The following is a 26,294-nucleotide window of genomic DNA, read 5'->3' on the forward strand; positions in this document are numbered from 1 at the left end:
CTGCCCGCGCGCGGTGACGACGGGACGCCGCTCGCCTGGGACGCGCACCGCGGCACCTGCAGCCGCGGTCGCCCGTCGGGCGGAGATGGCAACACCGCGCGGAGGAGTGGACGAGACGTGACCAAAGCCAGGAAGCTGCGCGAACTCATGGCCCGCCCCGGGCCGATCGTCATCATCGGCGCGCACAATGGGCTCTCGGCAAAGATCGGTGAAGAGGCAGGGTTCGACGGGCTCTGGGCTTCCGGCTTCGAGATCTCCGCGAGCTACGCGGTGCCGGACGCAAACATCCTCACGATGGCGGAGAACCTCCAGGCCGCCAAGATGATGAACAGCACGTCGATCCCGGTCATCGCGGACTGCGACAACGGCTACGGCAACGCCGTCAACGTCGTCCGCTGCGTCGAGGAGTACGAGGCGGCGGGCATCGCGGCGATCTGCATGGAAGACAACATCTTCCCGAAGCGCTGCAGCTTCTACGCCGGCGTGAAGCGCGAGCTCGCGGACGTCGAGGAGCACGCGCTCAAGGTCCGCGCGGCGAAGGCGACGCAGAAGGATCGCGACTTCGTGGTCATCGCGCGGACCGAGGCGCTCATCGCCGGCTGGGGGATGGAGGAGGCGCTCCGCCGCGGCCGCGCCTACGCGGACGCGGGCGCCGACATGGTCCTCATCCACTCGAAGAGCAAGGACCCGGACGAGGTGCTCTCCTTCGCCCGCGCGTGGGACCGCCCGAACACCCCGCTCGTCTGCGTGCCGACGATCTACCGCACGACGAGCGTCGACACGCTGCACAAGGCCGGCTTCAAGCTGATCATCTTCGCGAACCACGCGATCCGCTCGTCGATCAAGGCGATGACGGAGACGCTCCAGACGCTGAAGCGCGAGCTGTACACCGGCAGCGTCGACGACAAGGTCGTGCCGCTCGAGCGCGTCTACCAGCTCGTGGGCGTCGACAAGATGAAGCAGGAGGAGTCGAGCTTCCTGCCCTCCGGCAGCCCGGGCGTCACCGCCGTCATCCTCGCCGCCGGCCAGAGCCAGGGGCTCCTGCCGCTCACGGAGGAGCTGCCGAAGCCGATGCTCGACCTGAAGGGCAAGAGCATCCTCGAGCGGCAGATCGACGTGCTCAACGCGTGCGGCGTCAAGGACGTCGCCGTCGTGCGCGGGTACAAGAAGGAGGCGATCAAGGTCCCGAACGCCCGCTTCTACGACAACGACGAGTACGCGACGACGAACGAGGTGTCCTCGCTCTTCCGCGCCTCCAAGGAGCTGAGCGGGCCGTTCCTCTTCCTCTACGGCGACATCGTGTTCGAGCGCGGCCACCTCGAGAAGCTCCTCAAGAGCCCGGCGGACATCTCGATCGTCGTCGACCGCGCGTACGCCGAGGGCCAGCGGCCCAAGGACGCGCGCGGCGTGCCCGACCTCGTGGCCCTGAAGGACGCGCAGGAGGCCGGCTACCGCTTCGTCGGCGCCGAGGCGCCGCACCGGGTGGCCCGCGTCGGCCGCGCGATCCCCGCGGGCGAGGCGCACGGCGAGTTCGTGGGCATGGCCATGTTCACCGCGAAGGGCGCGCGCCTGCTCACCGACTGCTACCACCAGCTGCAGGAGAGCCGCGCGAAGGGCGGCTTCCACGAGGCCGAGTCGCTCCGCAACGCGAGCTTCACCGACCTGCTCCAGGAGCTCATCGACCGCGGCGCCGACGTGCAGGCGATCGACGTTTACAAGGGGTGGCTCGAGATCGACACGTTCGAGGACTACCGTCGCGCCTGGGCGCTCATCAAGGAGTGATGCGATGTCCCACGGTTCCGGCAAATCGTACGCGCCCGAGTTCGTCGCCGCGCTCAAGGAGGCGGGGTTCGACTTCTTCGCGGGCGTGCCCTGCTCGCTGTTGAAGGGCCTTGTCTCGCTGCTCGACGCCGACGCGAGCGCCCGTTACATCTCTGCGACCCGCGAGGACAGCGCCATCGGGATGGCCTTCGGCGCCTGGCTCGGCGGCAGGCTGCCGATGGTCCTGATGCAGAACTCCGGGCTCGGCGTCTCCGTGAACGCGCTGGCCTCGCTCAGCACGATGTACGAGGTGCCCGCGCTGCTCGTCATCTCCTGGCGCGGCGAGGGCGGCAACGACGCCCCGGAGCACATCATGATGGGCGAGATCATGCTCCCCATCCTCGATCTGATGAAGATCCAGCACCGCGTCCTCCGCGCCGCCGAGCCGATGGGGCCCCAGGTGCAGTGGGCGAAGGACGTCATGCTCTCCACCAGGCAGCCGGCGGCGCTCATCGTGCCCGCGGGGGTGCTCGAATGAACAAGCTCGAAGCGCTGAAGGTGTTCACCGCGGCGGTCGGCAAGGACGACCTCGTGGTCTGCTGCAACGGCATGATCGGCCGCGAGCTCTACACGACGCAGGACCGGCCCTCGAACTTCTACATGATCGGCTCGATGGGGCTCGGCCTGTCGATCGGCCTGGGGCTCTCGCTCGCGCAGCCGCGCAAGCGGATCTTCGTGCTCGACGGCGACGGCAACGTCCTCATGGGCATGAACGCGCTCGCCAGCGTCGGCAGCGAGCGACCGGCGAACCTCGTGCACGTCGTCCTCGACAACCGCTCCCACGCCTCGACGGGCGGGCAGCGGACGATCTCGGGCGACGTGAAGCTCGAGTCGGTCGCCAGCGCGGTCGGCTACCGCGCCACGCACCGCGCCGACTCCGTCGATTCCTTCGAGGCGTCGCTGCGCGTCGCGCTCGTGCAGCCGGGCCCGGTCATGGTCCTCGCCCTCGTCGACGGCGGCACCGTGAAGGGCATCGGCCGCGTCGCGGAGACGCCGCAGGAGCTCGCCGCCCGCTTCGCGGCCGAGGCGCGCCGATGAGGGCGATCCTGCTCGCCGCCGGCCGCGGCCGGCGCATCGGCCGGGACGCGCCCAAGTGCCTCATCTCGATCGAAGGCAAGACGCTGCTCGAGCGCCACCTCGTGAACCTCACCGAGAGCGGCGTCACCGATCTGACGATCGTCGTCGGCTTCCGGCACGAGATGATCGAGGACGCGCTCGCCTCGCTCCGCCCTTCGCTGAAGATCGAGCTCGTCAAGAACCCGCGGTTCACCCACGGCAGCATCGTCTCGCTCCACGTCGCGGCCGACCGCCTGTCAGGCGGCGGGCTGTGGATGGACGCCGACGTGCTGTACCCCGCCGCGCTGCTGCGGCGCCTCGTGAGCTCGCCCCACGAGAACTGCCTGCTGGTCGACGCGAGCTCGGAGGAGAGCGGCGAAGAGATGATGGTCGGCGTCCGCGCCGGCCGCGTCCTCAAGATCGCGCGCCGCGTGGGCAAGGACTGGGACCTCGCCGGGGAGACCGTCGGCTTCGCCAAGGTCGGCCCGCAGGGCGGTCGCACGATGCAGCGCCTCCTGGAGGAGGAGGTCTCCGCCGGCCGCCTCGACCAGGAGTACGAGGCGGCGATGGACCGCGCTTTCCAGGAGGTACCGTTCGGCATCGAGCGCGTCGACGACCTGCCCTGGACCGAGATCGACTTCGAAGAGGACGTGGAAAAGGCTCGCCGCCTGGCGAGCTCCCTCTAGAGCGACGGTCACCCGCTTCGGATACGAGCCCACCTCGACGTTTTCGGTGCTCAGCGCACCGGAGTGCGCTTGCGCGCCGAAAACGCCGATCTGGGCCCGTCTCCTGTGCGGGTGACCGCCGCTCTGCTCCGCACGTAGCAGAGGAGCTCAGGCGACGGCCAGCTTCGCGCGGCGGGATGCGCCGCGGAGGAACCAGCCGTTCAGCCCGATGACCGCGACGATCCAGACGACCCCGCCCGTCGCGAAGAAGACCTGACCCAGCCAGAGCTGGTTCACGAGGAGTGTCAGCACCACCATCGACAGGAACGCGTCGCCGTTCGATATCGCCCAGAGCGCGCCGATGAGGCGCGTGAGCGGCGACGCCTCCTCCCGGATCAGCTGCTTTACCTGATCCGCGCTGGTCGAAGACCGGCTCCGCCGCGGGTCGAACCACTCGTGCTCGAACGCGAGGTGCCCCATGCGCCCGATGAAGACATCGAAATGGGCAAAGAACGAGGAGGAGGGGCCGAGCGCCTGGATCTTCCGGCGCAGCACGTCCGCCGTCTCGTCGGTGCCCGTCTCGAAGATCGAGCAGTACTTGAGCTTGAAGTAGTCCGCGGAGAAAGAGCGCAGCGCCCCCTGGAGCAGCGCGATCAGCAGGAGTGCGTTCGTGGACACGGTCGCGCTCCACGGGCCCTCCGGCGGCGGGTGAAGGTGAATGTGCCAGAAGATGCCGGCATAAAGGAAGACGACGCCCAGCCAGTCGGCCAGGCCGTCAATGGCGTGACCGGCGGGGCTCACCATCCTCTTCGCCCGCGCCAGCGCGCCGTCCACGCAGTCCAGGATGGAGCGGAGCTCGAAGACGAGCGCCCCGGCGATGAGGTGCCTCGGATCATCGAACGTCACCAGGTAACCGGCCAGCGCGGCGAAGAGCGGCTGAACCAGCGTCACCTGGTTCGGCGTGACCGGCGTCCTCATCAGCGCCCGCACGATCCAGCGCGCGATCGGGTACCGATAGTAGCGATTGAGCGGGTCCTCCATCCGCATCTTCCAGCCGCCGGGCACACCGCCGGACTGGGCGGCAGGTGTCGAGCTCTCGGCAGCAGCGCGCGGTTCAGGCATCGGCGATCCCGGCCCGGACTCTAGGGCAGCCGCCCCCGGGGACCAACTGGATTGCGACCTCTCGATGGACATGGCGTGACAGATCGCTGCAAGCCCGCGTCCCGGCGCCACGCCGCGTTTTCCAGGGCGTATCCCGCGCCTCCGGCGACCAGCCGCGTAGTCGTTTGCGCTCCTGAAGCCCCACCGAGAACCGCGCTTCGCACCTCGCGTGCGGACGCGACAGGCACACTCGGGCGCTCCCTTCCTGTAAAATCACATTCTCTCGCCTGCGGCGCAGTGACGTTCGACGAGCGCGCGCGCCCGCTGGAGCCGATCTGACATGGCTGCCGCGCCCCGCCGCGCGCTCCGGGGGGCGCCCTGCGAGAATGGCGGCGCGCCGGGGCTCCTCGGCGCTATGGTGCCGCGGTGGCAAGCAGGTGCTGGAGCGCGGCGCTCCTGCTCGTGGCCGCGGGGTGCACCGCGAGCGTGGGATCCATCGGGGCTGTCCTTGGGCGAGATAACGAGTCGCTGGCGCTCTACGTGCGCGACGTGCCGCCGGGCCTCGCCGCCGAGCGAGCGGGGCTGATCCCGGGCGACGAGATCATGATGATTGATGGCGTGTATGTCCGGGATCTCTCGTCGGCAGCGGTGCGCGATCGGCTCCGCGGCGCCGTCGGGAGCGCCGTCGAGCTCACCGTCGTCCGCGGGCGCGACGTGCGGCGCGTCCGGATCGTGCGCACCGAGCTAAGGGCGCACGAGGGGCTCAAGCCCAGAGAGGAGCAGATCCTGCCTTGAAGCGGGGCCGGTGACCGCTCATTGCGCGGCGAGCGCCACGAGCTCGGCATAGTGCTTGTTCGCGTAGAAGGAGAGCACATCGACGGCGTCGCGCACCTCGCTCGGATCGAGGTCCTCGAGGCGGTACTCGACGCTGAGAATCACGTCGCCCTCCTCGTCGGCCGAGAGCTTGGCCATGTTGATCTCGCGGTTCAGCTGGAGCAGGCGCCGCACGATCGCGTCGCCCTCTTCGAGCTCCATCGGGAGCCGCACGAACGGGATCACCGCGAAGACGACGAAGGGGGGCGCGAGCCGCACGAACAGCGGGAAGAGCCGCTCGGCCCCCTGGAAGTCGCTGCGCATGGTGTCGTTGGATACGACCTCCACAGCCCAGCCCTCGCGCTCGAGGCACGCCTTGATCTCGTCGAACATCATGCGCGGCATCATAGCCTCTGACGGCGCGCCTCCGGGAGCGCGCCGGATCGGCGGCCCGACGCCCCCCGCTCGCCCGGTCTCGCGGGCCCGCCGGCGAGCTCTCCGCAGGCAGCGCAGCGCCTTCACCGGGGAGCGCGGATGCACCGGCAAGCAGGGAAGCCGCGAAGCCGAGTGAGAGTGCTGCCCAGGCAGCAGCCTGCGCGAAACGTGGGTACGGCTCGAGCTCGAGCTCGACAACGACAGGCGCCCGGCACCGTCCACACCGACAGCCCACACCGACAGCCCGGAGGCAGCTCGTCCGGCCGGCGCTTTTGTCCGCGGAAGGCCGCGGCTCGCGTTGACGGTGCCCCGCGCTCGAACTATGCGTAGAGGTCCGATTTCGAGTCCGCCGAAGGAGCGATTCATGCGCCGTTACCAGTTCACATCCGAGTCCGTCACCGAAGGACACCCCGACAAGGTGTGCGACCAGATCTCCGACGCCATTCTCGACGGGATCCTCGAGAAGGATCCGACGGCCCGCGTCGCGTGCGAGACCCTGGTGAAGACGGGGATGGCCGTCGTGGCCGGCGAGATCACCACCTCGGCGTGGGTCGACATGCCGGTCGTCGTGCGCAACACCATCAAGGACATCGGCTACACCGACGCCGCGATGGGCTTCGACTACGAGACGTGCGCGGTGCTCACGGCGATCGAGAAGCAGTCGCCCGACATCTCCCGCGGCGTCACCGAGGGCGAGGGCCTCTTCAAGGAGCAGGGGGCAGGCGACCAGGGGCTCATGTTCGGTTATGCGACGGACGAGACGTCGGAGCTGATGCCCTCCCCCATCAGCTATGCCCACCGCCTCGCCCGGAAGCTCGCCGATCTCCGCAAATCCAAGAAGCTCGACTGGCTGCGCCCCGACGGCAAGACCCAGGTCACGATCGAGTACGAAGACCAGACGCCCGTGCGCGTGAGCGCCGTCGTCGTGTCGACGCAGCACGGCCCCGAGGTCAAGCACAAGACGATCGTGGACGCGGTGCGGAGCCTGATCATCGAGAAGTGCATCCCGGCCAAGCTGATGGATAAGAGCACGAAGATCTACGTGAACCCCACCGGCCGCTTCGTGGTCGGCGGCCCCTTCGGCGACGCCGGCCTCACCGGCCGCAAGATCATCGTCGACACCTACGGCGGCATGGGCCGGCACGGCGGCGGCGCCTTCAGCGGCAAGGACCCGACGAAGGTCGACCGCTCCGCCTGCTACTACGCGCGCTACGTCGCGAAGAACGTCGTCGCGTCCAAGCTCGCGGCGCGCTGCGAGGTGCAGATCGCCTACGCCATCGGCGTCGCCCAGCCGGTCGGCGTCCACGTGAACACCTTCGGCACGGGCCGCGTAGGTGAGGACGTGCTCGAGAAGTACATCATGCAGAACTTCGACATGCGGCCGAAGGCGATCATCGAGCAGCTCGATCTGCTGAAGCCCATCTACCGAAAGACGGCCGCGTACGGCCACTTCGGGCGTGACGAGTTCACCTGGGAGAAGACGGACCGCGCGGCCAAGCTGGCCGAGGACCTGCTGCGCCCGACGCTCGCCGCTGTCCCCGCGGCCACGAACGGCTCCGGGAGCAAGAAGGAGCCGAAGCGCAAGGGCAAGAAGGAAGTGGGCGCCCAGGCCTGATCGTTCAGAGCGCTCCGCCCGCTGCGTGTGAGCGGGGCGAACCGTGGACGGCCCCTCGGAGAGGCCGAGAGCGCCGGCGCTGTGAAAGCGCCGGCGCTCTGCGTTTTGTCACCACGACCCGCGTCTCCTGGAGCGCGTGTGACCATGGCGCCTGGGTCGGAGGGAGGGGCCACGATGTGGGCATTCACCTCACAAAAAAGCACCGGCATTTGCCGGGATGGGCTGACTGCTGCGGCCGCTTCTGCTGATAAAATCATCGACGACTCCCGTATCGCCGGATCGACCGAACCTCCCTGGTTCCATGCGACCTCGAGGAGCACCGATGAAACCTTGGTTGAATTTCTTGAGCTTCATCACTGCGGCCGGGTGTCTGGGCACGGCCTGCACCGGGAACATCGGACCGGCAGGCGGCCTTGATGTCGGAGAGGGCGGCGCGGCGAGCGCCTCCAGCACCTCCAGCACCGGCGGGATACCGACCACGACAGCCGAAACGACGGCCGACGCGACGACCGTCGCCACGTCCGCGGGGGTGGGCGCGGGGGGCGCGGGCTGCAGCGGCTCGCCGGACGCCGACGACGACCGCGACGGCTTCACGGAGCTCGACGGCGACTGCGACGATTGCAACGCGCTGATCAACCCGCGAGCGCTCGAGCTCCCGACGGTCGGAGGAGAAGGGGGAGCCTCGCCGGAGCCCGTGGACGACGACTGCGACGGCATCGCCGACAACGTGCCCGAGCCGTGCGACGACGGGATCCCGCTCGACGACCTGGATCCGCTCAACGCCGCGAGGGCGGTCGAGCTGTGCAAGATGTCGTCCGGGCCCGACGACTGGGGCGTTGTCTCCGCCGCCTGGGTCATGGTCGACGGCGCGCCGCCGCCGCAGGAAGCCGAGCTGCTCGCCAACTTCCATCTCGGGCACGGCATCCTCCCCAAGTTCGGCCCCAACGTCCCGCCGAGGGCGGGCACGCGGCTGCTCGCCCTCTCGAGCGGCACGGCGCGGACGCAGAACGACGAGGGGTTCGAGAGCCCGCAAGGCTTCGACAAGAAGTACGAAGGCGATTTCCCCGAAGACTTCCCGAAGGACCCCCGCGGCTGTGACGATCTGGTGCTCGCGAAGCCGTCCGACCCGACCGCCGTCGAGATCACCCTCCGGGTCCCGTCGAACGTCCGCGGCTTCGCGTTCAACGTCAATTACGTCACGTTCGACTGGCCCGTCGTCTGCGACAGCTTCAACGACTACTTCGTCGCGTTCCTCTCACCGCGGCCGGCCAACCTCATCGATGGCCACATCCTGTTCGACAGCGAGCGGAACGCCATGAGCGTCAACAGCACCTTCATCGACGTCTGCGCCTGCGAGAGCGGCCCTCCCTGCGATCTCGACGGCAGGGTGTACGCGTGCACCCGCGGGATCCGGGAGCTGCTCGGGACGGGGTTCGAGGGCCGCGCGGGGACGAGCTGGCTGGTCACGTCGGCGCCCGTGGAGCCCAACACGGAGATCAAGATCCGGTGGGGCGCATACGACGCCGGAGACCATCAGCTCGATTCGACCGGGCTCGTCGACAACTGGCGGTGGCTCACCGACAAGGACGAGAGCGTGATCACGCTGCCCGATCCCCCTGCGCCGGAGCCGTAGGGCGCGTCGCGGCAGCGGCGGCGCGCCGGCGCGCGTGGGAGGCGATGGCCCGCGCGCCGGGTGATCAGGCCGCGATCGGCGCGTCCGAGGTCGCCGCGCCGATGCCGGCGAGCAGCTCCTTGTACCAGGCGGCCGCTCCCGCCGCGCGGCCCGGAAGCGCGCGGCTGCCCCAGAGGACCGAGAGCGTGCGCGTCGTCCCCGCGTGCGTCTTCGTCCGCTGCGCGTCCTTCACGGCGTTCGCGCACGGGCCGTCCGCGTCGAAGACGCAGAGGAGCCCCTCGAGGTCGATCTCCTGCCCCGAGGCGTTGAACACATAGCGGGAGCCAGCGGGCGCGACCTCGATGCGGAGCGGCGGGCGGGCGCGATCGAGATCGATCACGCTGATGGGCAGGCCCGTGTGCAGCGACACGGCGTTGCACGCGTCCACGGCCGCGTTGATGGGCGCGAGCGATCCCCCCTCGGCGGCGCGGATGAGGTACTCGGAGGCCGGCTTGCCCCGGCCTGTCGGCTTGTAGCCGCCGTGCCGGAGCAGATCGCGGACCGCCGACCGCACGGCGTCGTCCGAGCGGAACGGGGCCGAGGCCTTGTCGGACAGGAGGCCGCGGAGCGCGTCGCTCCCCTGCAGCTCGCCGAGCGGCGCGGGGAACGTCGTGACGAAGGCGGCGACTTCGAGCAGAGGATGCGCCGAGAGCGTGAGCACGCGGCGCACTCTACACGACGACAGCGCTCCTGGATGGATGCTCGTCATCTCACACTCTCTCGGTCAATCCCGGGAGTGCGCAGGTCGACTCGATGGTGCCGTGAGCGACCCCGTCCCTCTGCGGCGCAGATCGACTACCCTGGCCGGCCGTGACGACGGACTCGACACGCCCGAAGCTGAGGTCGCCCGCCGAGCTCCGGCGCTCGATGGGCGCCGCGGCGCGGAGCCGCCCAGGAGGCGCCGCACCACCGCTCGCCGAGCGCGTGATCCCGTGGCTGCTCGGGGCCATCGTCGCCGGGTCCGTGCTCGCCATCGGCGCTGTCCATACGCCGACGCTGGCCCTGGTGTCCGCGGCCGTGGCGATCGCCGCCGCGCTCTCGCTCCGCGCCAGCGCGCTCGCCGGCGAGCCGTCTCCCGTGAAGACGCTTCCGGCGCTCACGCTGCTCGGCTTGACCGCGTATACGCTGCTGCAGGCCGCGCCGCTGCCGCTCGCGTGGCTCGAGCGGCTCTCGCCGGCGAGCGCCGACATCTGGTCGCGCTCCCTGATGCCGCTCGGAGAGGCGGCGCCGCGGTACGCCAGCGTCTCGCTCGACCCCGGCGCCACGCTGGTGGAGGCCCTGAAATGGCTGACCTATACCGGCGTCTTCCTCACGGCCGCGTTCGTCGGCGCGCGGCGCGGCGCGAAGCTCGGGATCACCCTGGTCTTCGGCAGCGCGTTCCTCGCCGCGCTCACGACGATCGCCCACGGGCTGCTCGGCGCGACGACCGTCTTCGGCCTGTATCAACCGCGGTTCTCGGTGGCGTCATGGCACGTCGGGCCGCTGCTCAACCCGAACAACCTCGCCGGTTACCTGAACCTCGGCATCCTCTCGGGGGTCGGGCTGCTGCTCACGAGCAGGCCGCTCCTGCCGCCCTGGGTCGCCGGCGTCGGGCTCACCACGATCGTCGGGGTCGGCATCATCGCCTCGTCTCGCGGAGGGCTGCTCGTGCTGCCGCTCGGCCTCGCCCTCTTCGCGTTGCTCTCGCGGCGGCGGCGCGGCAGGCACCGCTCCGGCCCCCGCGGCCGGGGCGCGGCGGCCTGGCTGTTGAGCGTGGCCATCGGCGGCGGCGCGCTGCTGGCCGCGCTCGCCGCGACGAACCGCACGCTCGCGGAGATGGCGGACGACAACCTCGACAAGCTGTCGCTCTTTCGCTCGACGCTCCCGCTGCTCGCGGATCACTGGCTTTTCGGCATCGGGCGCGGCGCGTTCGAGACGGTGTTCCCGGCGTACCGACAGTCGCCAGGGAACATCGTGTTCACGCACGCCGAGAACGTCGTGATCCAGTGGGCGGCCGAGTGGGGCGCTCCGGTCGCGGCGGCCTCGCTCGTCGCGCTCGGCGTCGCGTTTCGCCCGGGCAAGATCGCCTTGCGCGCGAGCACGGCGGCGCTGGGCGCCTGGGTCGGCTGCGCGGTGCTCGTCCTCCAGAACCTGTTCGACCTCGGGCTCGAGGTGCCAGGCGTCAGCATCGCGCTCGCGGCGACCCTGGGCTCGCTCTGGGGTGAGGCCCACGGCGAGCGGCCGCGGCACGAGGCCCCGGCAGGCGAGCCCGGCCCGGCGCGGTGGCGGCCGTGGCAGGCGGCGGCTTGCGCCGTGGCCTCCGCGCTCGCGCTCGTCTCCCTGATGGTGCGCTTCGGCTGGCGCGACGTCGACCACGACCGCCGGTCGCTGCGCGCGCAGAGCGACGCGGGCGCGGCGAGCGGCGCCGGCTGGCCACGCTTCCGCGAGGAGCTCCGCGCGGCGATCCTCCGCCACCCCGCGGAGCCGTACTTCCCGCTGCTCGGCGCGGTCGCCGCGCTCCGGGGCAGCGGCGAGAGCCCCATCCCATGGCTCCAGCGCACGCTCGAGCGCTCACGCCGCCACGGGCGCGCCCACCTCCTGCTCGCGGAGGTGCTCGCGTCGCGCGGCGCCAGGGAGCAGGCGCTCCTGAGCCTGCGGCTCGCCGTGGAGGACGACCCCGGCGTGACCGACACGGCCGCGGTGCTCGCCCGGCAGTGGACCCACACGTGGGAGGAGCTGCTGCGGGCCGTGCCGGAAGGCAAGGCCGGGGTCGAGGTGCTCGAGCGCATGGCCACCGCGGGCGACCGCCGGGAAGAGGTCGACCTGCGCCTGCGCTGCGCGGAGGAGGCGATCGCGCGCGACCGCGCGCGGGTCGGAGCGCACTGGGCCGCCGGCGATGCGCTGCTCGCGATGCTGGAGGTCCCAGGCTCCGCCCGCTGCGGCGGTGACGACGGGCGGAGGGCCGCCTGCGAGCGGGAGATCGAGGCGCACGCGGCGGCGGTGCAGGGCCTCGACGACGACTCGTTCTTCGCGGTCCAGCTGAGGGCGCGGCTCCTCCTCCTGGGCAAGAAGAGCGCGGAGGCGGAGCAGCTGCTCTCGGGGAGCTGCGAGCGGCTGGACAACCGGGCCGGCTGTCTTCGCCTGCGGGTCGTCGCGGCGGCGCAGATGGCCTCGTCCGAGAAGCTCCTCCCCGCGCTCCGCGAGCTGCTCTCCGCGTCGTGCACCACGCTCGCGGCGTGCGCGGCGACGTCGACCTGGGCCGGCGACCTGCTCGCGGCGCGGGAAGACCATCCGTCGGCCGTGACCTACTACGCGCGCGCAGCGCAGGACGAGCCGACCGAGGAGCGCCTCCTCAAGCTGGCCGACGCCGCCAGCCGCGCGGGCGCGCACATCGAGGCGTCGAAGGCGCTCGAGCGCCTGCTGCAACGGCGCGGGGGGCAGGACCCTGCGCTGCGCAAGCGGGTCCTCGAGGAGAAGGCGAAGGCGCTGGCGCCTTCGCTCATCCCGTAGGTAGATTGCGCACGATCGTGGCCATCTTCGCCTTCCTCCCTCTCCCTCGAATCGCCCTGTGAAGCTGTCGTCGTTGATGCGCGCTGGGATGCACGGCGGCGCCGGGGTCGCCTTCGCGGTCATCCTGCCTCGCGCCGTCTCGCTCGCGGCCCAGTGGGTGCTTGCGCTGTCGGCCGACCCCGCGGCGCTCGCCGCGCTCGCCAACTACACGTCGCGCGGGATGGTCGTCGTCGCGCTGGTCTCCGCCGGCCTCGCGCCGACCCTTGCGCGCCGGGCGCGCGCCTTCGCGACCAGGGGGGGCCGCGCGCTCGTGGGCGGCGCCCTCGCGCTCGTCGCCGTGTTCGCCTTCAGCTGCACGCTCGCCCATGAGCTGACCACCGGGCTGGGCGGGACGGCGGGGTTGGTCACCGCGCTCTTCAGCGCGTGCTCGCTGCTCGCCGCCGCCTCGCCGAGCATCTGGCCGAGCTGGCAGCTCCAGGGGCGGTACCTGCACGCGCTCGCGGTGCTCCTCGTCTTCTCCCCCGGCGCGTCCATGCTGGCCGCGCTCGCGGGGCGCCCCGATGCCGTCGCCGTCGCGATCGGGATCGCCGGCGCCTCGCCTGCGCTGCTCCTCCTGCGCCCGACCCGGCTCCGGCGCGCCGCGCGTTACGCGATGCTCGTCGTCCGGCGCGCGGTCCCGTACTCCATCGCGAACTTCGCGACCGTCATCGTTTACCCGATCTCGCTCAGCGCCAACCTGAAGCTCGTCGGCGATCATCGCGTGGGGCAGCAGGTGCTCTACTGGTCGTTCGCCGCGGTGCTGTCCCAGGCGTCGCAGGCGTTCGCCGCGCGCGCGGTCGCGGGCGCGAGCAGGTCGGGAGACGAGGCGTCCTGGCAGGCGCGCGCCGTGCGCGCCTGGCTGCCTCCGGCCGCCCTGCTCTCGCTCCTCGGCGCGGCCATCTATGTGATCTTCACGGTCCGGATCCCCGGGCTGCCGCACTCGGGCGCCGCGCGCGACGCGATGACCATGACGATGCTGGTCTCTGCGGTGGCTCCGCTCGTCACGGACGCCATGTGCATTTACTTCTCCGGCCCAGGCTCGCGCCGCGTGCTCGCGGCGGGCAGCGTGCTGAGCAGCGCGTGCGTGGCCGGATGGCTCCTGCTGGCGCCGGCGCCTCTGGTCCGCCATTTCGGTGTGTTCGGCCCTTCGGTGCTTGTCGGCGTGGCGCGCCTCGCTTTCGTGCTCGACGCGCCTGTGCGGCGGTACACGCTCGGCGCGATGCTCCTGCTGATCGCGGCGTTCGCGCTCACGCTGGCGCTCGGCGGAGGCGTGAGCTTCTAGCGCGCCGGCCGCACGTCGCGCGGCCAGCGCCCGCGAGGTGCCCTGATCGCGCGGCGGCCCGGCGGCGCGCTCGCCGTCCCGCGGGCCCTGCCGAGGGCGACGAGCGCCAGGGCGATAGCGCCGAGGCCGGCCGCCCACGAGGCCGGGCGCTGCCCCGGCGCCTCGGTGCACACGCAACCACGGCCGTACAGGAGCGTGTCGTCCCATCCGGCCGCGCCGGCTCCGCCAGGACCTGCGCTGCCGGTGCCCCCTGCCCCGCCATCGCCGCCACCCCCTGCTCCGCCACCGGCGCCTCCTGCTCCACCGCCGCCAGCGCCTCCGGCTCCGCCGCCGCCGGCGCCTCCGGCTCCACCGCCGCCTCCCCCTTCGCCCTGCGGCATCCTCACGATCACGCCGTCCGACCCCCGGTCCGGCGAGAGCCCGGCGGCAGAGAGCGCGCGCACGCCGACGTAGTACTTCGCCCCGTCGAGGAGCGGCAGCCCGCCGACCGAGGCTTCGACGACGTCGCCCACGTCCTGCCAAGCAGGCGAGCTCAGGTAATCGCCTTGCCCGCCCACGACCGTCACCTGATACGACGTCGCGCCCTCGACCTTCGACCACCTCATGTGGAGCGTGTCCCTGGTCTCGATCTCGTCGATGTCCTCGCCTTGCTCGCCGCTGCCCGGATCGACATCCCAGACGAACTCGGGCGCCGGCAGGATCTCGTGCCGCATGTTGTAGAGGTAGCCGTCTGCCACGCTCACGAGGATGTCGTCGTGGCCGTCACCGTCGGTGTCCGCGAGGCTCGGTGAGCCGACGGGGCTGCCGAAAGCATAAGACCACACGAGGCGCGCCGAGCACGCGTCGACCGCATAGAGGAAGCCGTTGGTGGAGCCGACGATGGCGGTCGGACCGGCGGACGCGCGCCCGGTCAGGTTCCCCGAGATCGCCACATCTCCGAGCTGGCCCATCGGGGCGCCCGCCTGTGCTGCGGCGTCCTCCGCGTCGAACGCGCCGTCGCCCGCGAGGACGATGAAGCGCGATTGCCCCCCGCTGGCGGCGTCCAGCACGGAGAACGTCAGCCGCGCCGGATTCATGAACGACCCCTCGACGAGGACGGTCTTGCCGTCGCAGCGCGCGATCGCGCCGTGCGGGTAGGGACGGATGTCCTGCGCGCCCTTCCACAGCGCGGCGCTCAGGTCGTGCGGCAGCGCCCGCGCCGGGGCATACCCCCCCTGCAGGGTCATCTCGAGCCGATGATCTCCCGACACATCGGCGAGGATGGGCATGAAATAGAGCAGCGTCTCCGGGTTCTCGCCGAGGGGGCTGCCGTTCCGACCCGAGAGCACCTTGGCCCTGTTGATCGCGACCGCCACGTCCTCCGCGCCGTCTCCGTTCCAGTCGGCGATCGCGACGGCCTGGGTGCCGGCGGAGGCGTCGATACGGTGTTTCCACCGCTCTCCGCCGCCCCCATCGATCGCGACGACCTCGGTGCGCAGGTTCGGATCCACCGTGACCGCCACGAGCTCGCGCGCGCCGTCTCCGTCGAGATCTCCGTGCAGCACGTCCCACGCGGGGGGCTTCTCGAGCGGAGTCTCGCTCGTTTGCCTGCCGTTCGCGTCGAGCGTCGCGACGGCGTACTTCACCGGGTCAGTGAGCGGGTGCAGCCGCCTGAAGCACGCGAGCGTCGCGGGCGAGCTCCCCTCGGCGGGGGCGATGGACGCGCCGAACGCGTCCCTCACGCGCCAGGCAGGCTTGGCCGGCGCCACATTGCTCGCGCCGTCGGACGCGACCCGGACGAGGTCGCCCCGGCTGTCGACGACCACGACGCTGGCGGCGGCGTCCTCCGGAGAGAACCTCGCGGCGAGCGGGGCGCGGCCGAAATTGACGAAGGCGCCCGGGCCTGTGTAGAAGCCGCCGACGCGCATCCCGGGCAGGACGTCGCGCCCCTCCCGCACGAGGTTCAAGGGCTCGAACGACGCGTCGAGCAGCGTGAGGAACCCATCGGCCCGGGAGACCACCAGCCGCGGCCACGACGGAGCGCTCGCGACGGGCAGCTCGAGCGCCGCGATGCCGCTTCCGGGCCCGACGGAGTAGACGGCCGCGACCGTCGCCCCGCCCCCCTGCATATCCACCGCGGTGAGCGCCACGGGCTCCGACGTCGACTCGAGCACGAGCTCGCCGCGTCCGTCGCCCGTGAGATCCGGAGTCACAAGCGAGAAGGCGAGGTTCGTCCTGCGGGATCTCGCCCAGTCGACCCGCGTGCGCACCCGCTCGCCGTCCAGCGACCAGAGCCGCTCCAGCGAGCCTCCGGCGGCGCGGCTGAACCGGTACGCCGACACGCGCTCTTCGCGCGACGTGACGATCCATTGCTCGGAGCCCGCGTCTCCCTGGACCGCGCCCTGCGCTATCGCGTCGGGAATGGTGGCGAGCACGGCGCCCGTGGCGGCATCGAGCACGAAGGACGTCCAGGCTTCGCCCACCTTGCCGCTCGCCAGCACCTCGAGCGCGCCGTCGCCGTCGAGATCCCACGCGAGGCGCGTCGGGGCGCGGGCGTCGCCGCCGTCATTGGGGCTGAGGGTCTTTCGCCAGACCACAGCGAGCGACGGGCTCTCGTCCGGCCTGTACGCGAGCAGGGTGACCTCGCGCGCGCCCTGGTTGCCGCGGACCCGATTCTGGAAGCAGAGCGCGTGCTGACCGGGGCTCGCCCGATCGCCCATGGTCACCGCCTCGCAGACGGCCCCGCCGAGATGGACGCCGATGCTGGCCGACTCCGCAAAGACGTCCCCCGATCCCGAGACGAGGAATAGCTGGTCATAGGAGGACACGAGGAGATCGTCCGCGCCGTCTCCGTTCCAGTCGCCCACCGTGTCGATCGTCGCGTTGCAATGCACGCGCCGCGGAGGAGGAGGCAACCGCTCGACAGCGCCGAACCCCCCCGCGAAGCTGTAGATGACACCCGGGCTGTCCGTGCGCACGGTGCAACAGCCACACTCGTCCAGGAAGAGATCGAGATGACCGTCGCCGTTGAAATCGGCGAGGCGCGCGGCCCCGAGCGTTCCGAGCTCCGAGGCGTCCTCGCGCCACAGGATGGCTCCGCTCGATCCATCGATGACCGCCGCGCCCGCGCCGCTCAGCGCGACGATCTCGAGCCGCCCGTCTCCGTCGAGATCGTCGACGGAGTGCAGCGTCTGCAATCCCAGCGATGGGGTGCTCCAGCGGACGAATCCCAGCGGATCGGAGAGGACGACGCGGCCGCCGGACACAAAGAGCAGGTCGATATCGCCGTCCTGGTTCGTATCCCCTGCGAGCACCCGGCCTGTCCCGAGGACACCGCCGAGATACGCCCGCCAGTAGGGCGCCGGCTTCACGATATTGCTCGTGGACGACGTGGCGCCCGTGCGCTGCGCGTCGTGACGGGCAGATGGCCAGTCGGCGAAGGCCGAGGCCCCCTCGAGGAGGAGCGCAGAGCAAACCGCGCTCGCGACCGCGCCGCGCGCCATGAAGGACGATCGTTCCATTCTGACTGCCCGAGCGCGTTTTTCGCTTCCAGACGCGCGGCCGAAGTGTACTCCATCGGCGCGAGCGTCGCACCGCGCGAGAACGTGCCGCACCTCGCCTCCCCGACGCCAGGCCGCGCATTGTCGCGATGCGCACCTTGTACCACATCGTCCCCCTGTTGAGAACCCCAGCTTGAATTTTGGAGACGCCGCGGGCACCTTACCCCTCCGCGCGGACCTCTACCCTCCACGAAGGCGCTTCGAGCGCATGACTTATGGCCGACGATTCCAGAGCCCCCTCCACGACCGCTCTCCGCGACGACATCTCAGGCGAGCGCGCGTTCGACCTCGTCGTCACCTGGCGAACGGTCAGCAAGCACTGGGCCATCGCGCTGACCACCCTGCTCCTGGTCGCCCTCAGCGTCACGTTCTATACGCTCGGCCAGAAGAAGATCTATCAATCCGCGGCGACGGTGCAGTTCGATCCGAACCCTCCTCGGCCGCTCGGCCGCGGGGTCGACACTGTGGTCGACATGGGCGCCGGCTCGTACTGGAATAACCGCGAGTACTATGAAACCCAGTACAAGGTCATCCGGTCCATCCGGGTGGCGCTGGCGGTCGTCGCCCAGCTCAACCTGCAGAACGATGCCTATTTTCTGAAGGACCTCCCGAAGGACGCGGCCTCGCCCGGGCCGATGTCCGTGACCCCGGAGGAGGCCGCGGAGATCCTGCGCGAGCGGCTCGTCGTCGAGCCGGTGAAGGACAGCCGCCTCGCGGTGATCCGCTACAACGACGCGGATCGCGAGCGGGCTCAGCGCATCCTCACCACGTTGATGGACATCTACATCGAGCAGAACCTCGATGACGCGCTCGCCTCGACGAACTCAGCGGTCGATTGGCTCCGGGCGCAGCTCGACAAGCTGAAGTACGATCTCGAGGCGAGCGAGACGTCGCTCCACGAATACAAGCTCAGCAAGAACATCCTCGACGTCGATTTCGAGGACAAGACGAACCTGCTGCGCGAGGAGATGAAGCAGATCAACGACGCTCTCACGTCCGTGCGCACGAAGCGTGAGGAGTTCGCGGCCCGGAGCTACGAGCTGTCGAAGCTCGATCCGAACACCCCGCTCGACCTCCCCGCCTCCGAGCTCATCCAGAGCCCGGTCCTCCAGATGCTGCGCGCGCGCCAGGAGGAGTGCGTCCGTGAGCGCGACGCGCTCATCGGCTCCGGCAAGGGTGAAAACCACCCTGACGTCCGCGCCGCGACCGAGCGGGTCGCGGCCAACAGGAGCGCGCTGGTCGCCGAGATCAAGAACGTTCAGGGCGCGGTGAACCGCGATCTCGCCATCGTGAAGCGCCAGGAGGGGGGCCTCGTGGGGCTGCTCGAGGACGCGAAGAAGCAGGCGTTCGAGCTGAACTCCCTCAAGATCGAGTACGATCGACTCCGCAGGACGAAGGACAACACAGAGAAGCTGTACCAGCTCGTCCTGGAGCGCACGAAGGAGAGCGATCTCCAGCGAATGCTGCGGGTGAACAACATCCACGTCCTCGATCGGCCGAACTTCCCGCTCACCGCGCTGCGGCCGCGCGTCGGCGTCAACATCGGGATAGGCATCCTCGCCGGGCTGCTCCTCGGGATCGGCGCTGCGCTGGGGCGGGCGATGCTCGATCGCACGCTGCGGACGCCGGATGAGGTCGAGCGGGAGCTCGGGCTGCCCTTCCTCGGGCTCCTCCCGGAGTTCGACAAGCGGGACCAGAAGGAAGCCCAGCGCCGCAGGGCGCGCCACCGCGGCAAGGCCGCGCCCCAGCTGGGCCGGCGCGAGCTCGTCGTGCACGATCAGCCGACGAGCGGGATCGCCGAGGCGGCGCGCGCGATCCGGACCAACCTGCTCTTCATGTCGCCCGACCGGCCTTACAAGACGCTCCTCATCGCCAGCGCCGGCCCCAGCGAGGGCAAGACGACCGTGTGCTGCTGCATCGCCGTCGCCATGGCGCAGGCCGGACAGAAGGTCGTCCTCATCGATTGCGACCTCCGCAAGCCGCGCATCCACCAGATCTTCGGCAAGAGCCCGGAGCTCGGCGTCACCAGCGCGCTGCTCGACGACTCCGTGGTGGACGACGAGAGCGCGCTCAAGACCGAGGTGGAGAACCTCTACGTCATCCCGGCAGGCCCGATCCCGCCGAACCCGGCGGAGCTCTTGCACAGCGAACGCTTCCAGGCGCTGCTCCAGAAGCTCCAGAGCCGCTTCGACCGGGTCATCATCGACAGCCCGCCCATCGTCGCGGTCACCGACGGCGCCGTGCTGTCGACGCTGGTCGACGGCACGGTGCTCGTCGTGCGCGCCTCCGCGACGAGGCACGACTTCGCGCGCCATGGGATCCGCGCGCTGCTCGACGTCGGCGGCAAGACCGTGGGCGTCGTGCTGAACGCCGTCGATCTGAAGCGCCAAGAGTACGGAATTTACCACTACTATGGCGACAGGAAGGACGGCTATTACCACGCGCCCTCCGAGCCGGCGCCCGCGGCCCCGACGGACGCTCCTGCCCCCCCCTCCCCGCCCCCCTCTCCACCCTCCTTGCCGAACTGAGGAGCGCCGCCGTTGCCCTCGCTGAGACTCCCCCGCGCGCGCGGCGCTGCGCGCGCCGCCGGCGCGCCGCCGGCGCGGCGGACGAAGACGCCCCTCGGCCGGGTCACCGCGACGCTCCTCGTCGGGACGCTGGCGGCCCTCGGCCCGATCCTCGAGGGAGCGCTCGGCGACGGCCGCGGATGGACGATCGGCCTCGTGCTCTTGCTGGCCGCCCCGTCGCTCGCCCGCGCCAGCGGCCCCCGGTTCCATCCGCTGGATCCGGAGACCTACATACCAGCCGCCTATTTCCTCAGCGTCGCCTACTCACCTATCCTGCGCCTCCTCATCTCCCGCGAGTTCTCCCTGTCGAGCCATGAGACGGCAGCCATGGAGGTGGCCTATGCCGGCGCGGTCGGCTGCGCCCTCGCCTGCACCGCGCTGAGCCGCCCCAAGGAAGCGCCCGACCTGCAGCGCCTTGTCCCGGCGCACAGGCCCAAGGCGACGCTGGACCAGGACTGGGCCACGATCCTCGTCGGCATGGTGGGCCTGGGGCTCGTGGCCACATGGATCGCCACGATCGGCGTGGGGCGGTTCTTCTCGATGAACTACGCCTCCAATCACCTCGAGGCAGATGGCAAAGGGCTGCTCACCGGCGGCTGGCACCTCATCGGGGTGGCCGTCGTTTACCTCTTCCTCCGGGTCGTATCGCTCCGCAAGGCGGGGCTGACCGTGCCGAGGGTGGTCTCGCTCGCGGGGTTCTGCTTCTTCGTGAGCTTCCTGCTCAACACGATCATGGGCCGGCGGGGCCCCCTCGTCTGGACGGTCCTCTCCGTCGCGCTCGCCGCGCATGCCTTCGGCATCCAGATCCGGCGCGTATGGCTGGCCATCGGCATGGTGGGCGTCCTCTTCTACGGCATCGTCGTGGAAGGCGCCCGCGCCGAGCAGGGCAGCGGGCTCGACGCGCAGATATCGTCGGCCAGCGCGTACCTCGATCGGATAGAGAACCCGCTGGAGATCGGAGAGCTCCAGCGGGTCTACGCCAACCTCGTCAGCGTCGTGAACGAGCAGCCGCCCATCATCAGCTACCCAGGCGAGAGCTGGGTGAACGCGTTCCTCATCCTGGTGCCCAAGCCGCTCTGGAGCGAGCGACCGCTCGGCCTCGCGCAGCGATATGCCATGTGGACGGCCCCCGACCTCGCGCGCCGCGGCGCCGGCTTCGCGATGGGCGCCGCCGCCGAAGGGTACCTGAACTTCGGGCTCGCCGGCACGGCCATCGAGATCGCGGTCTTCAGCGGGCTCTTCTTCATGATGCCGCTCCTCGTGGCCGGCGCGCGCGGCTCGCCCCTGCTCGCCCGCGCCGCGGCGGTGAACCTCGCCTCGTTCGCGTACAACCAGTTTCGCGGCGAGCTGACCGCGCTGCTCAAGATCACGGTGTCGCTGGGGATCGCGCTGCTCGCGGCGGTCGTGCTCACCTCGGTGGTCGCGCACCTGCGGAGCGGGCTGGCCGCCCTCGGCCCGACACGCCGGAGATCCAGGCAGCGCCTGCGCGATACGCGCCTCGGGCCCTCGTCGGCGCTGGGGCGGTAGCCGCGCCGACCGGGGTTGGCCGGCGCGAGGACAACGCGGGAGCGCGCGCCCGCAAGCCGCAGGATGGACCGCGCGGCGCGCGGCGTCGGAACATGAAGAGCGGAGAAGCCAGGTCCCTATCGTCATGAGATTTCCCTTTCGTTTGAACCGTTCAGGCTGGCCGGCGCGCATGCTGCCTCGCAGGGTCTGCTTCCCGGACCCGCGGGTCCTCCTCCGGCCCGAGGAGATCACGTCGCCCGAGGTGTTCTCGGAGCGGATCTCCGTCCTCTTGCTGGGCGGCACCTACAAGACGACGCGGCCGGGCAGGCACCGGCAGAGCGACGCCCTCCTCGTGGGAGCGCTCCGCCAGAAGAGCCCCGTCGTCCTCGATGTCGGTGCCTCCGACGGGAGCACGGCGCTCGATCTGATCACCGCGCTCGGCGACGCCTTCGAGGCGTACTACGTGACGGACAGGGCGCTCTCGCTCCGGGTGCGCGCCGACGATCGCGGGCGCGCGTTCTTCTATGATGCGGACGGCGCCTGCGTCCTCGCCGCCACCCCGCGCTTGCTGTTCTATCCCGCAGCGGCGGGCTCGCGCCGCTGGCCGCGCTGGGTGCTCCCCGGGTGGCGCGGCGCCATCCCGCCGTTCGACCCGGCCTATCCGGAGGTATCGCTCGTCCAGCCGCGGCTCCGCGAGATCGCGCGCCGTGACGCGCGCGTGCGCCTCAGGCCCCACGACATCTTCCAGCCGTGGGACGGCCCCGCGCCGACGGTCGTCAAGGCAGCGAACATCCTGAACCGCGCCTATTTCTCCGACGATCAGATCCGCCGAGCCGCGCGCAATTTCTGGCGCGCGCTCGCGCCTGACGGGCTGCTCCTTGTGATCGACAACCGCGACGCCGAGAAGGCCTCGCTGTTCGCGCGAACGGAGGGCGGCTTCGGGCACATCGACAGCATCCATGGCGGAACCGAGATCAAGGAGCTCATCCTGAGCTGCTGAAGCCCCTCGTTCATCGGCAGCAAAGCTCGCTTCCCACGCACGGACCTCCCTGAAGCCCTCATGCGCATCCTCTACGTCTCTCCCTACTTTCCCCCCGAGTCCGGGGCCCCCGCCGCGCGTGTCTCCGAGCTCGCCCGGGCCTGGCGGCGTGCCGGACACGAGGTCACGGTCCTGACGGGCATGCCGAACCACCCGACAGGGGTGATCCCGGCTGCCTATCGAGGTCGGCTCCGCGTGGAAGAGGACTTCCACGGGGTCCGGGTCCTCCGCACCTGGATCTACGCCGCCGCCAACCGGGGCAAGGTGCGCCGCTCGCTCGCGTATGGGTCCTTCGCCCTGTCTGCGCTCTCGCTCGCGCAGATCGGTTTACCGCAGGCCGACGTCCTCATCGCGACGAGCCCCCAGTTCCTCGCGGCCGTGGCCGGCTACGGGCTCGCCAGGCTCCGCGGGATGCCGTTCGTGTTCGAGGTGCGCGACCTCTGGCCCGAGTCGATCGTGGCCGTGGGCGCGCTGTCGGCCGGGCACGCGGTCGTGCGCGGGCTCACGCGCGTCGAGGAGCACCTCTACGAGGTGTCCGACGGGATCGTGGTCGTCACGCAGAGCTTCCGGGAGCGGCTCATCCAGCGGGGAATCCCCGCCGACAAGATCGACGTCATCAGGAACGGCGCGGACCTCGGGCGCTTCACCCCCGCCTCGCGCGACACGCCGCTCCGTGAGAAGCTCGGCTTCGGCGACCGCCTCGTCGTGGCGTACGTCGGAACGCACGGCATGGCGCACGGCCTCTCCGCCGTGCTCGATGTGGCCAGCGGCCTGCGCGCCCGCGACGACATTCGCTTCCTGTTCGTCGGCGACGGGGCGGAGCGGGCCAGCCTGGAGGCGCGCGCCCGGGAGCTCGGGCTCTCCAACGTGACGTTCCTCGGCGCCCTCCCGCGCGATGCGGTCACCGAGGTGTATGCGACCGCCGATATCTGCCTCGTTCCCCTGCGCAAGACCGAGCTCTTTCAGACGGTCATCCCGTCCAAGATCTTCGAGATCCTCGCCATGGAGCGGCCCATCGTGATCTCGGTCGACGGCGAAGCGCGGTCCATCGTCGAGGAGGCGAGCGCCGGCGTCTTCGCTCCCCCGGAAGACGTACCGGCCATGACCCGGGCGATCGTCGAGCTCGCCTCCGATCCAGAGCGGCGAAGGCGCATGGGGTCGGCAGGGCGGGCCTACGTGATGCGCTCGTTCGAGCGCGAGATGCTCGCGCGCGAGTATGTCGATGTGCTGGAGCGCGTGCTCTGCCGCTCGCGCTCTCGTGAAGGCCAGAGCAGGAGCGAGCGATGAACCTCCCGCGGATCGCCCGCACCCTCGTCCAGCTCCACCCGCTGCAGGTCCTCGCCCGCCCGATCGCCCTCGGCCACCGCGCGCTCGGCGGGGGGCCGAGCGCGGCGCTGGCGCCTCGCCTCCGGCCGGGCTTTGCCCCGTCGAGCCCGCGGTTCGCGGCCTTCGCCGACGCCGAGAAGGAGCGCGGGCGCGCGCGGCTGGCCGCCATTCCCGAAGGGTCGCTCCTGCACGCCTACGAGCGCGCCTATGGCTATGAGCTCGGGGCCGAGCCGACCCTCCCCGCCCCGAGCGCGTGGGACGACCCGATCGCGTCGCACCCGTTTCCCGCGTCGGTGCGCGCCCGCCGGCTCGCGGCGGCGGCGCGCCTCGGCCGCCCCGGGCTCTCTGCCGAGCTGGCGCGCGCGTGTCGGGCCATCGCGCTCGGCCTCGAGCTTCACCTGCTCGCCAATCACCTCCTGGAGAACGCGATAGGGCTCGTGTGCGGCGGCGCCGTGGCCCACGGGCCCGAGGCCGAGGCGTGGTGGCGGCTCGGCTCCGCGATCCTGGCGTGGCAGCTGCCGGAGCAGTTCCTCGCGGACGGCGGCCATTTCGAGCTCTCCGCGTCGTACCACCTCGCGCTGACGGCCGGGCTGCTCGAGGCCATCGAGCTCGCGCAGGCGGCCGGCCGCGAGGTACCCGAGCGCTGGAGGATCACGGCGGAGAGGGCCCTCGAGTGGGCCGCCGCCGTGCGCGCGCCGGACGGCTCGTACCCGCTCTTCAACGATGCGTCGCTCGACGCCGCGCCGGAGCTCGACCACGTCCTCGCCCTCGGCGAGGACCTCGGCCTCTTCACGCCGGGCAGGGCCTCCGGTGGCGGGCGGGCAGCCCCCGGCGCGCCGCCGGACGACACGCCGTCGCTCGACCACCTCGCGGCCACCGGCTGGGTGATCCTGCGGTTCGGCGACCGGGCCTGGCTCGCGCTCGACGCGGGGATGGATGGAGCCTCCTATCAGCCCGGGCACGTGCACGCGGACGCGCTCACCTTCGAGCTATGGCTCCGCGGAGAGCGCGCTGTCGTCGACTACGGGGTCTCCAGCTACAAGACCGACGGCGACCGGCAGACCACCCGCTCCACGCGCGCCCACAACACGGTGGAGCTCGGCGACGTCGATTCGAGCGAGGTGTGGAGCGCCTTCCGCGTCGGCCGCCGGGCGCGCGCCGGGGTGCGCAGGCTCGAGCGCGCCTCGGCGCACGTCGCCGTCGAGGCTGAACACGACGGGTATCGCGCTCTCCCCGGAGCCCCCCGGCATCGCCGGACGGTGGAGCTGTCCGCTCGGGAGCTCGTGGTCCTCGACGACATCCTCGGCGGCAGGACGAGCGCCTGCTCCCGGCTCAGGGTCGACGAGGCCGTCTTGCGACGCCAGCCCATCGAGATCGAGGGCATCCAGCTCACGCCCGAGCGGAGCCCGGGCGTATGGCACCCCTGCTTCCGGAAGCCCCAGGCAGCCACGGTGTTCTCCGGGCGCGGAGACGTGCGCGACGCCTGGCGCGCCGGCTTTCGAATTCGCTTTTAGAGCGGGGCGCGTCTCCGTGCGCTACTCGCGGACGAGGCTGCCTGTGAGCGTGATGCGGAAAGGCGCGAGCGCCTCGACCTTGTCGAGCACGAGGTGAAGCGCCAGCGCGGCCTGGTGGAGCCCGGGGATCAACACCGTATAGCTCGGGTGGTCGACCCCGGTGGCGAGCTTGTCGACGCGGAAGCCCGCGGCCTTCGCGAGGCGCTTCACGGCCCAGACCGTGTTCATGCGGAAGTACGTCGGGTACGGCTTGGCATTGTCGCTGCCGCTCGTCCCGCGCAGGAGCCCGACGTAGAGCGTATGAAACCAGTGCGGCGTGAGGTGGGTCGCGAGGCCCGAATAGGAGAGGAGGTTCGGCGCCGTGAACACGAATCGCCCCCCCGGCCGCAGCAGGCGGTGGGCCTCGCGCAGCACCGCCTCGGGCCGCTCGAGGTGCTCGAGCAGGTGGTCCGCGGCGATCACGTCCGCGCAGCCGTCCGGCAGCGGGATCGACTCGCCGTACGCGCAGATATGCCGCTGCGCCGGGTTGCGCGCGAGCGCCTCCTCATCCGGATCGACCGCGTAGATGGTCTTGCCGTCGAGAGGCACCGTCGCGACCTTGCCGAACCACAGCGGCCCGCAGCCGAGGTGGATGATGTCCGTCGCCGGCGCGACCGCCTCGTCCACGATGCCCTGGTAGACCTTCCAGTAATGCGCATGATCGCTGAAACGATAATAGAGCTCGTTCGTCTTGCAGTTGAGACCAACGATCTTGCGGGCAATATCCACGATATCTCCTCAATCAGTCCGGCGGCACGAACACATCAGCGCGGGAT

19 protein-coding genes are annotated in these 26,294 nt (G+C 70.8%); 14 read left to right on the plus strand and 5 right to left on the minus strand.

What is annotated here, in order from left to right:
• Positions 1 to 117: 117 nt before the first annotated feature.
• The 4 genes from WMF46_RS38965 to WMF46_RS38980 are packed head-to-tail and all read left to right on the plus strand — an operon-like array spanning position 118 to position 3,563.
• Positions 118 to 1,782 (plus strand): isocitrate lyase/phosphoenolpyruvate mutase family protein, encoded by a 1,665-nt coding sequence (locus tag WMF46_RS38965; protein WP_437981857.1) that lies wholly within the window; start codon positions 118 to 120, stop codon positions 1,780 to 1,782.
• A gap of 4 nt (positions 1,783 to 1,786) precedes the next feature.
• Complete coding sequence (locus WMF46_RS38970; RefSeq protein ID WP_012239914.1) at positions 1,787 to 2,299, plus strand: thiamine pyrophosphate-binding protein; 513 nt, start codon at positions 1,787 to 1,789, stop codon at positions 2,297 to 2,299.
• Positions 2,296 to 2,859 (plus strand): thiamine pyrophosphate-dependent enzyme, encoded by a 564-nt coding sequence (locus tag WMF46_RS38975; protein ID WP_437981858.1) that lies wholly within the window; start codon positions 2,296 to 2,298, stop codon positions 2,857 to 2,859. The genes WMF46_RS38970 and WMF46_RS38975 overlap by 4 nt, the downstream gene beginning before the upstream one ends.
• Positions 2,856 to 3,563: an NTP transferase domain-containing protein gene (locus WMF46_RS38980; protein ID WP_437545206.1), complete on the plus strand. Its 708-nt coding sequence runs from the start codon at positions 2,856 to 2,858 to the stop codon at positions 3,561 to 3,563. The genes WMF46_RS38975 and WMF46_RS38980 overlap by 4 nt, the downstream gene beginning before the upstream one ends.
• A 147-nt stretch (positions 3,564 to 3,710) precedes the next feature.
• Here the strand turns inward: WMF46_RS38980 and WMF46_RS38985 are convergent, their stop codons facing one another.
• On the minus strand, positions 3,711 to 4,664 hold the full coding sequence (locus WMF46_RS38985; protein WP_437981859.1) for a CDP-alcohol phosphatidyltransferase family protein: 954 nt from the start codon (positions 4,662 to 4,664) through the stop codon (positions 3,711 to 3,713).
• A 405-nt stretch (positions 4,665 to 5,069) separates the two neighbouring features.
• On the opposite strand from WMF46_RS38985, the gene WMF46_RS38990 reads away from it, so the two are divergent.
• Positions 5,070 to 5,438, plus strand: a complete 369-nt coding sequence (locus tag WMF46_RS38990) for a PDZ domain-containing protein (RefSeq protein ID WP_437981860.1) — start codon at positions 5,070 to 5,072, stop codon at positions 5,436 to 5,438.
• Between the two features lie 18 nt (positions 5,439 to 5,456).
• Here WMF46_RS38990 and WMF46_RS38995 read toward each other — a convergent pair whose 3' ends face one another.
• On the minus strand, positions 5,457 to 5,852 hold the full coding sequence (locus WMF46_RS38995; protein ID WP_437545211.1) for a YbjN domain-containing protein: 396 nt from the start codon (positions 5,850 to 5,852) through the stop codon (positions 5,457 to 5,459).
• 403 nt (positions 5,853 to 6,255) lie between these two features.
• On the opposite strand from WMF46_RS38995, the gene metK reads away from it, so the two are divergent.
• Both metK and WMF46_RS39005 read left to right on the plus strand, forming a co-directional pair.
• A complete protein-coding gene (gene metK, locus WMF46_RS39000) occupies positions 6,256 to 7,506 on the plus strand; it encodes a methionine adenosyltransferase (protein WP_437545213.1) in 1,251 nt (416 codons plus the stop codon).
• Between the two features lie 322 nt (positions 7,507 to 7,828).
• Positions 7,829 to 9,139, plus strand: coding sequence for a hypothetical protein (locus WMF46_RS39005; protein ID WP_437981861.1), 1,311 nt, complete (start codon positions 7,829 to 7,831; stop codon positions 9,137 to 9,139).
• A 64-nt stretch (positions 9,140 to 9,203) separates the two neighbouring features.
• Here WMF46_RS39005 and WMF46_RS39010 read toward each other — a convergent pair whose 3' ends face one another.
• Entirely contained in the window at positions 9,204 to 9,839 is a 636-nt protein-coding gene (locus tag WMF46_RS39010; RefSeq protein WP_044969935.1) for a phenylalanine--tRNA ligase beta subunit-related protein, read from the minus strand.
• 149 nt (positions 9,840 to 9,988) lie between these two features.
• Between WMF46_RS39010 and WMF46_RS39015 the strand changes: the two genes are divergently transcribed.
• A complete protein-coding gene (locus WMF46_RS39015; protein WP_437981862.1) occupies positions 9,989 to 12,667 on the plus strand; it encodes an O-antigen ligase family protein in 2,679 nt (892 codons plus the stop codon).
• A 58-nt stretch (positions 12,668 to 12,725) separates the two neighbouring features.
• Complete coding sequence (locus WMF46_RS39020) at positions 12,726 to 13,988, plus strand: hypothetical protein (RefSeq protein WP_437981863.1); 1,263 nt, start codon at positions 12,726 to 12,728, stop codon at positions 13,986 to 13,988.
• Here the strand turns inward: WMF46_RS39020 and WMF46_RS39025 are convergent.
• A complete protein-coding gene (locus WMF46_RS39025) occupies positions 13,985 to 17,488 on the minus strand; it encodes an FG-GAP repeat domain-containing protein (RefSeq protein WP_437981864.1) in 3,504 nt (1,167 codons plus the stop codon). The genes WMF46_RS39020 and WMF46_RS39025 overlap by 4 nt on opposite strands.
• Before the next feature lie 254 nt (positions 17,489 to 17,742).
• Between WMF46_RS39025 and WMF46_RS39030 the strand changes: the two genes are divergently transcribed.
• The 5 genes from WMF46_RS39030 to WMF46_RS39050 all read left to right on the plus strand — a co-directional run bounded on the left by WMF46_RS39030 (position 17,743) and on the right by WMF46_RS39050 (position 25,479).
• Entirely contained in the window at positions 17,743 to 20,055 is a 2,313-nt protein-coding gene (locus WMF46_RS39030; RefSeq protein WP_437981865.1) for a GumC family protein, read from the plus strand.
• Between the two features lie 12 nt (positions 20,056 to 20,067).
• On the plus strand, positions 20,068 to 21,621 hold the full coding sequence (locus WMF46_RS39035; protein WP_437981866.1) for a hypothetical protein: 1,554 nt from the start codon (positions 20,068 to 20,070) through the stop codon (positions 21,619 to 21,621).
• A 169-nt stretch (positions 21,622 to 21,790) separates the two neighbouring features.
• The gene (locus tag WMF46_RS39040) at positions 21,791 to 22,600 is read left to right on the plus strand and encodes a hypothetical protein (protein WP_437981867.1); all 810 of its coding nucleotides are present in this window, start codon (positions 21,791 to 21,793) and stop codon (positions 22,598 to 22,600) included.
• 60 nt (positions 22,601 to 22,660) lie between these two features.
• Entirely contained in the window at positions 22,661 to 23,926 is a 1,266-nt protein-coding gene (locus tag WMF46_RS39045; RefSeq protein WP_437981868.1) for a glycosyltransferase family 4 protein, read from the plus strand.
• Positions 23,923 to 25,479 carry a heparinase II/III domain-containing protein gene (locus WMF46_RS39050; protein WP_437981869.1) on the plus strand — a complete coding sequence of 519 codons (1,557 nt, stop codon included), beginning with the start codon at positions 23,923 to 23,925 and terminating at the stop codon, positions 25,477 to 25,479. The genes WMF46_RS39045 and WMF46_RS39050 overlap by 4 nt, the downstream gene beginning before the upstream one ends.
• Before the next feature lie 21 nt (positions 25,480 to 25,500).
• On the opposite strand, the gene WMF46_RS39055 is transcribed toward WMF46_RS39050, so the two are convergent.
• On the minus strand, positions 25,501 to 26,247 hold the full coding sequence (locus WMF46_RS39055) for a class I SAM-dependent methyltransferase (protein WP_437545233.1): 747 nt from the start codon (positions 26,245 to 26,247) through the stop codon (positions 25,501 to 25,503).
• Between the last annotated feature and the right edge of the window lie 47 nt (positions 26,248 to 26,294).

Source organism: Sorangium sp. So ce117 (assembly GCF_051524395.1).
Classification (GTDB): Bacteria; Myxococcota_A; Polyangia; order Polyangiales; family Polyangiaceae; genus Sorangium; species Sorangium cellulosum_B.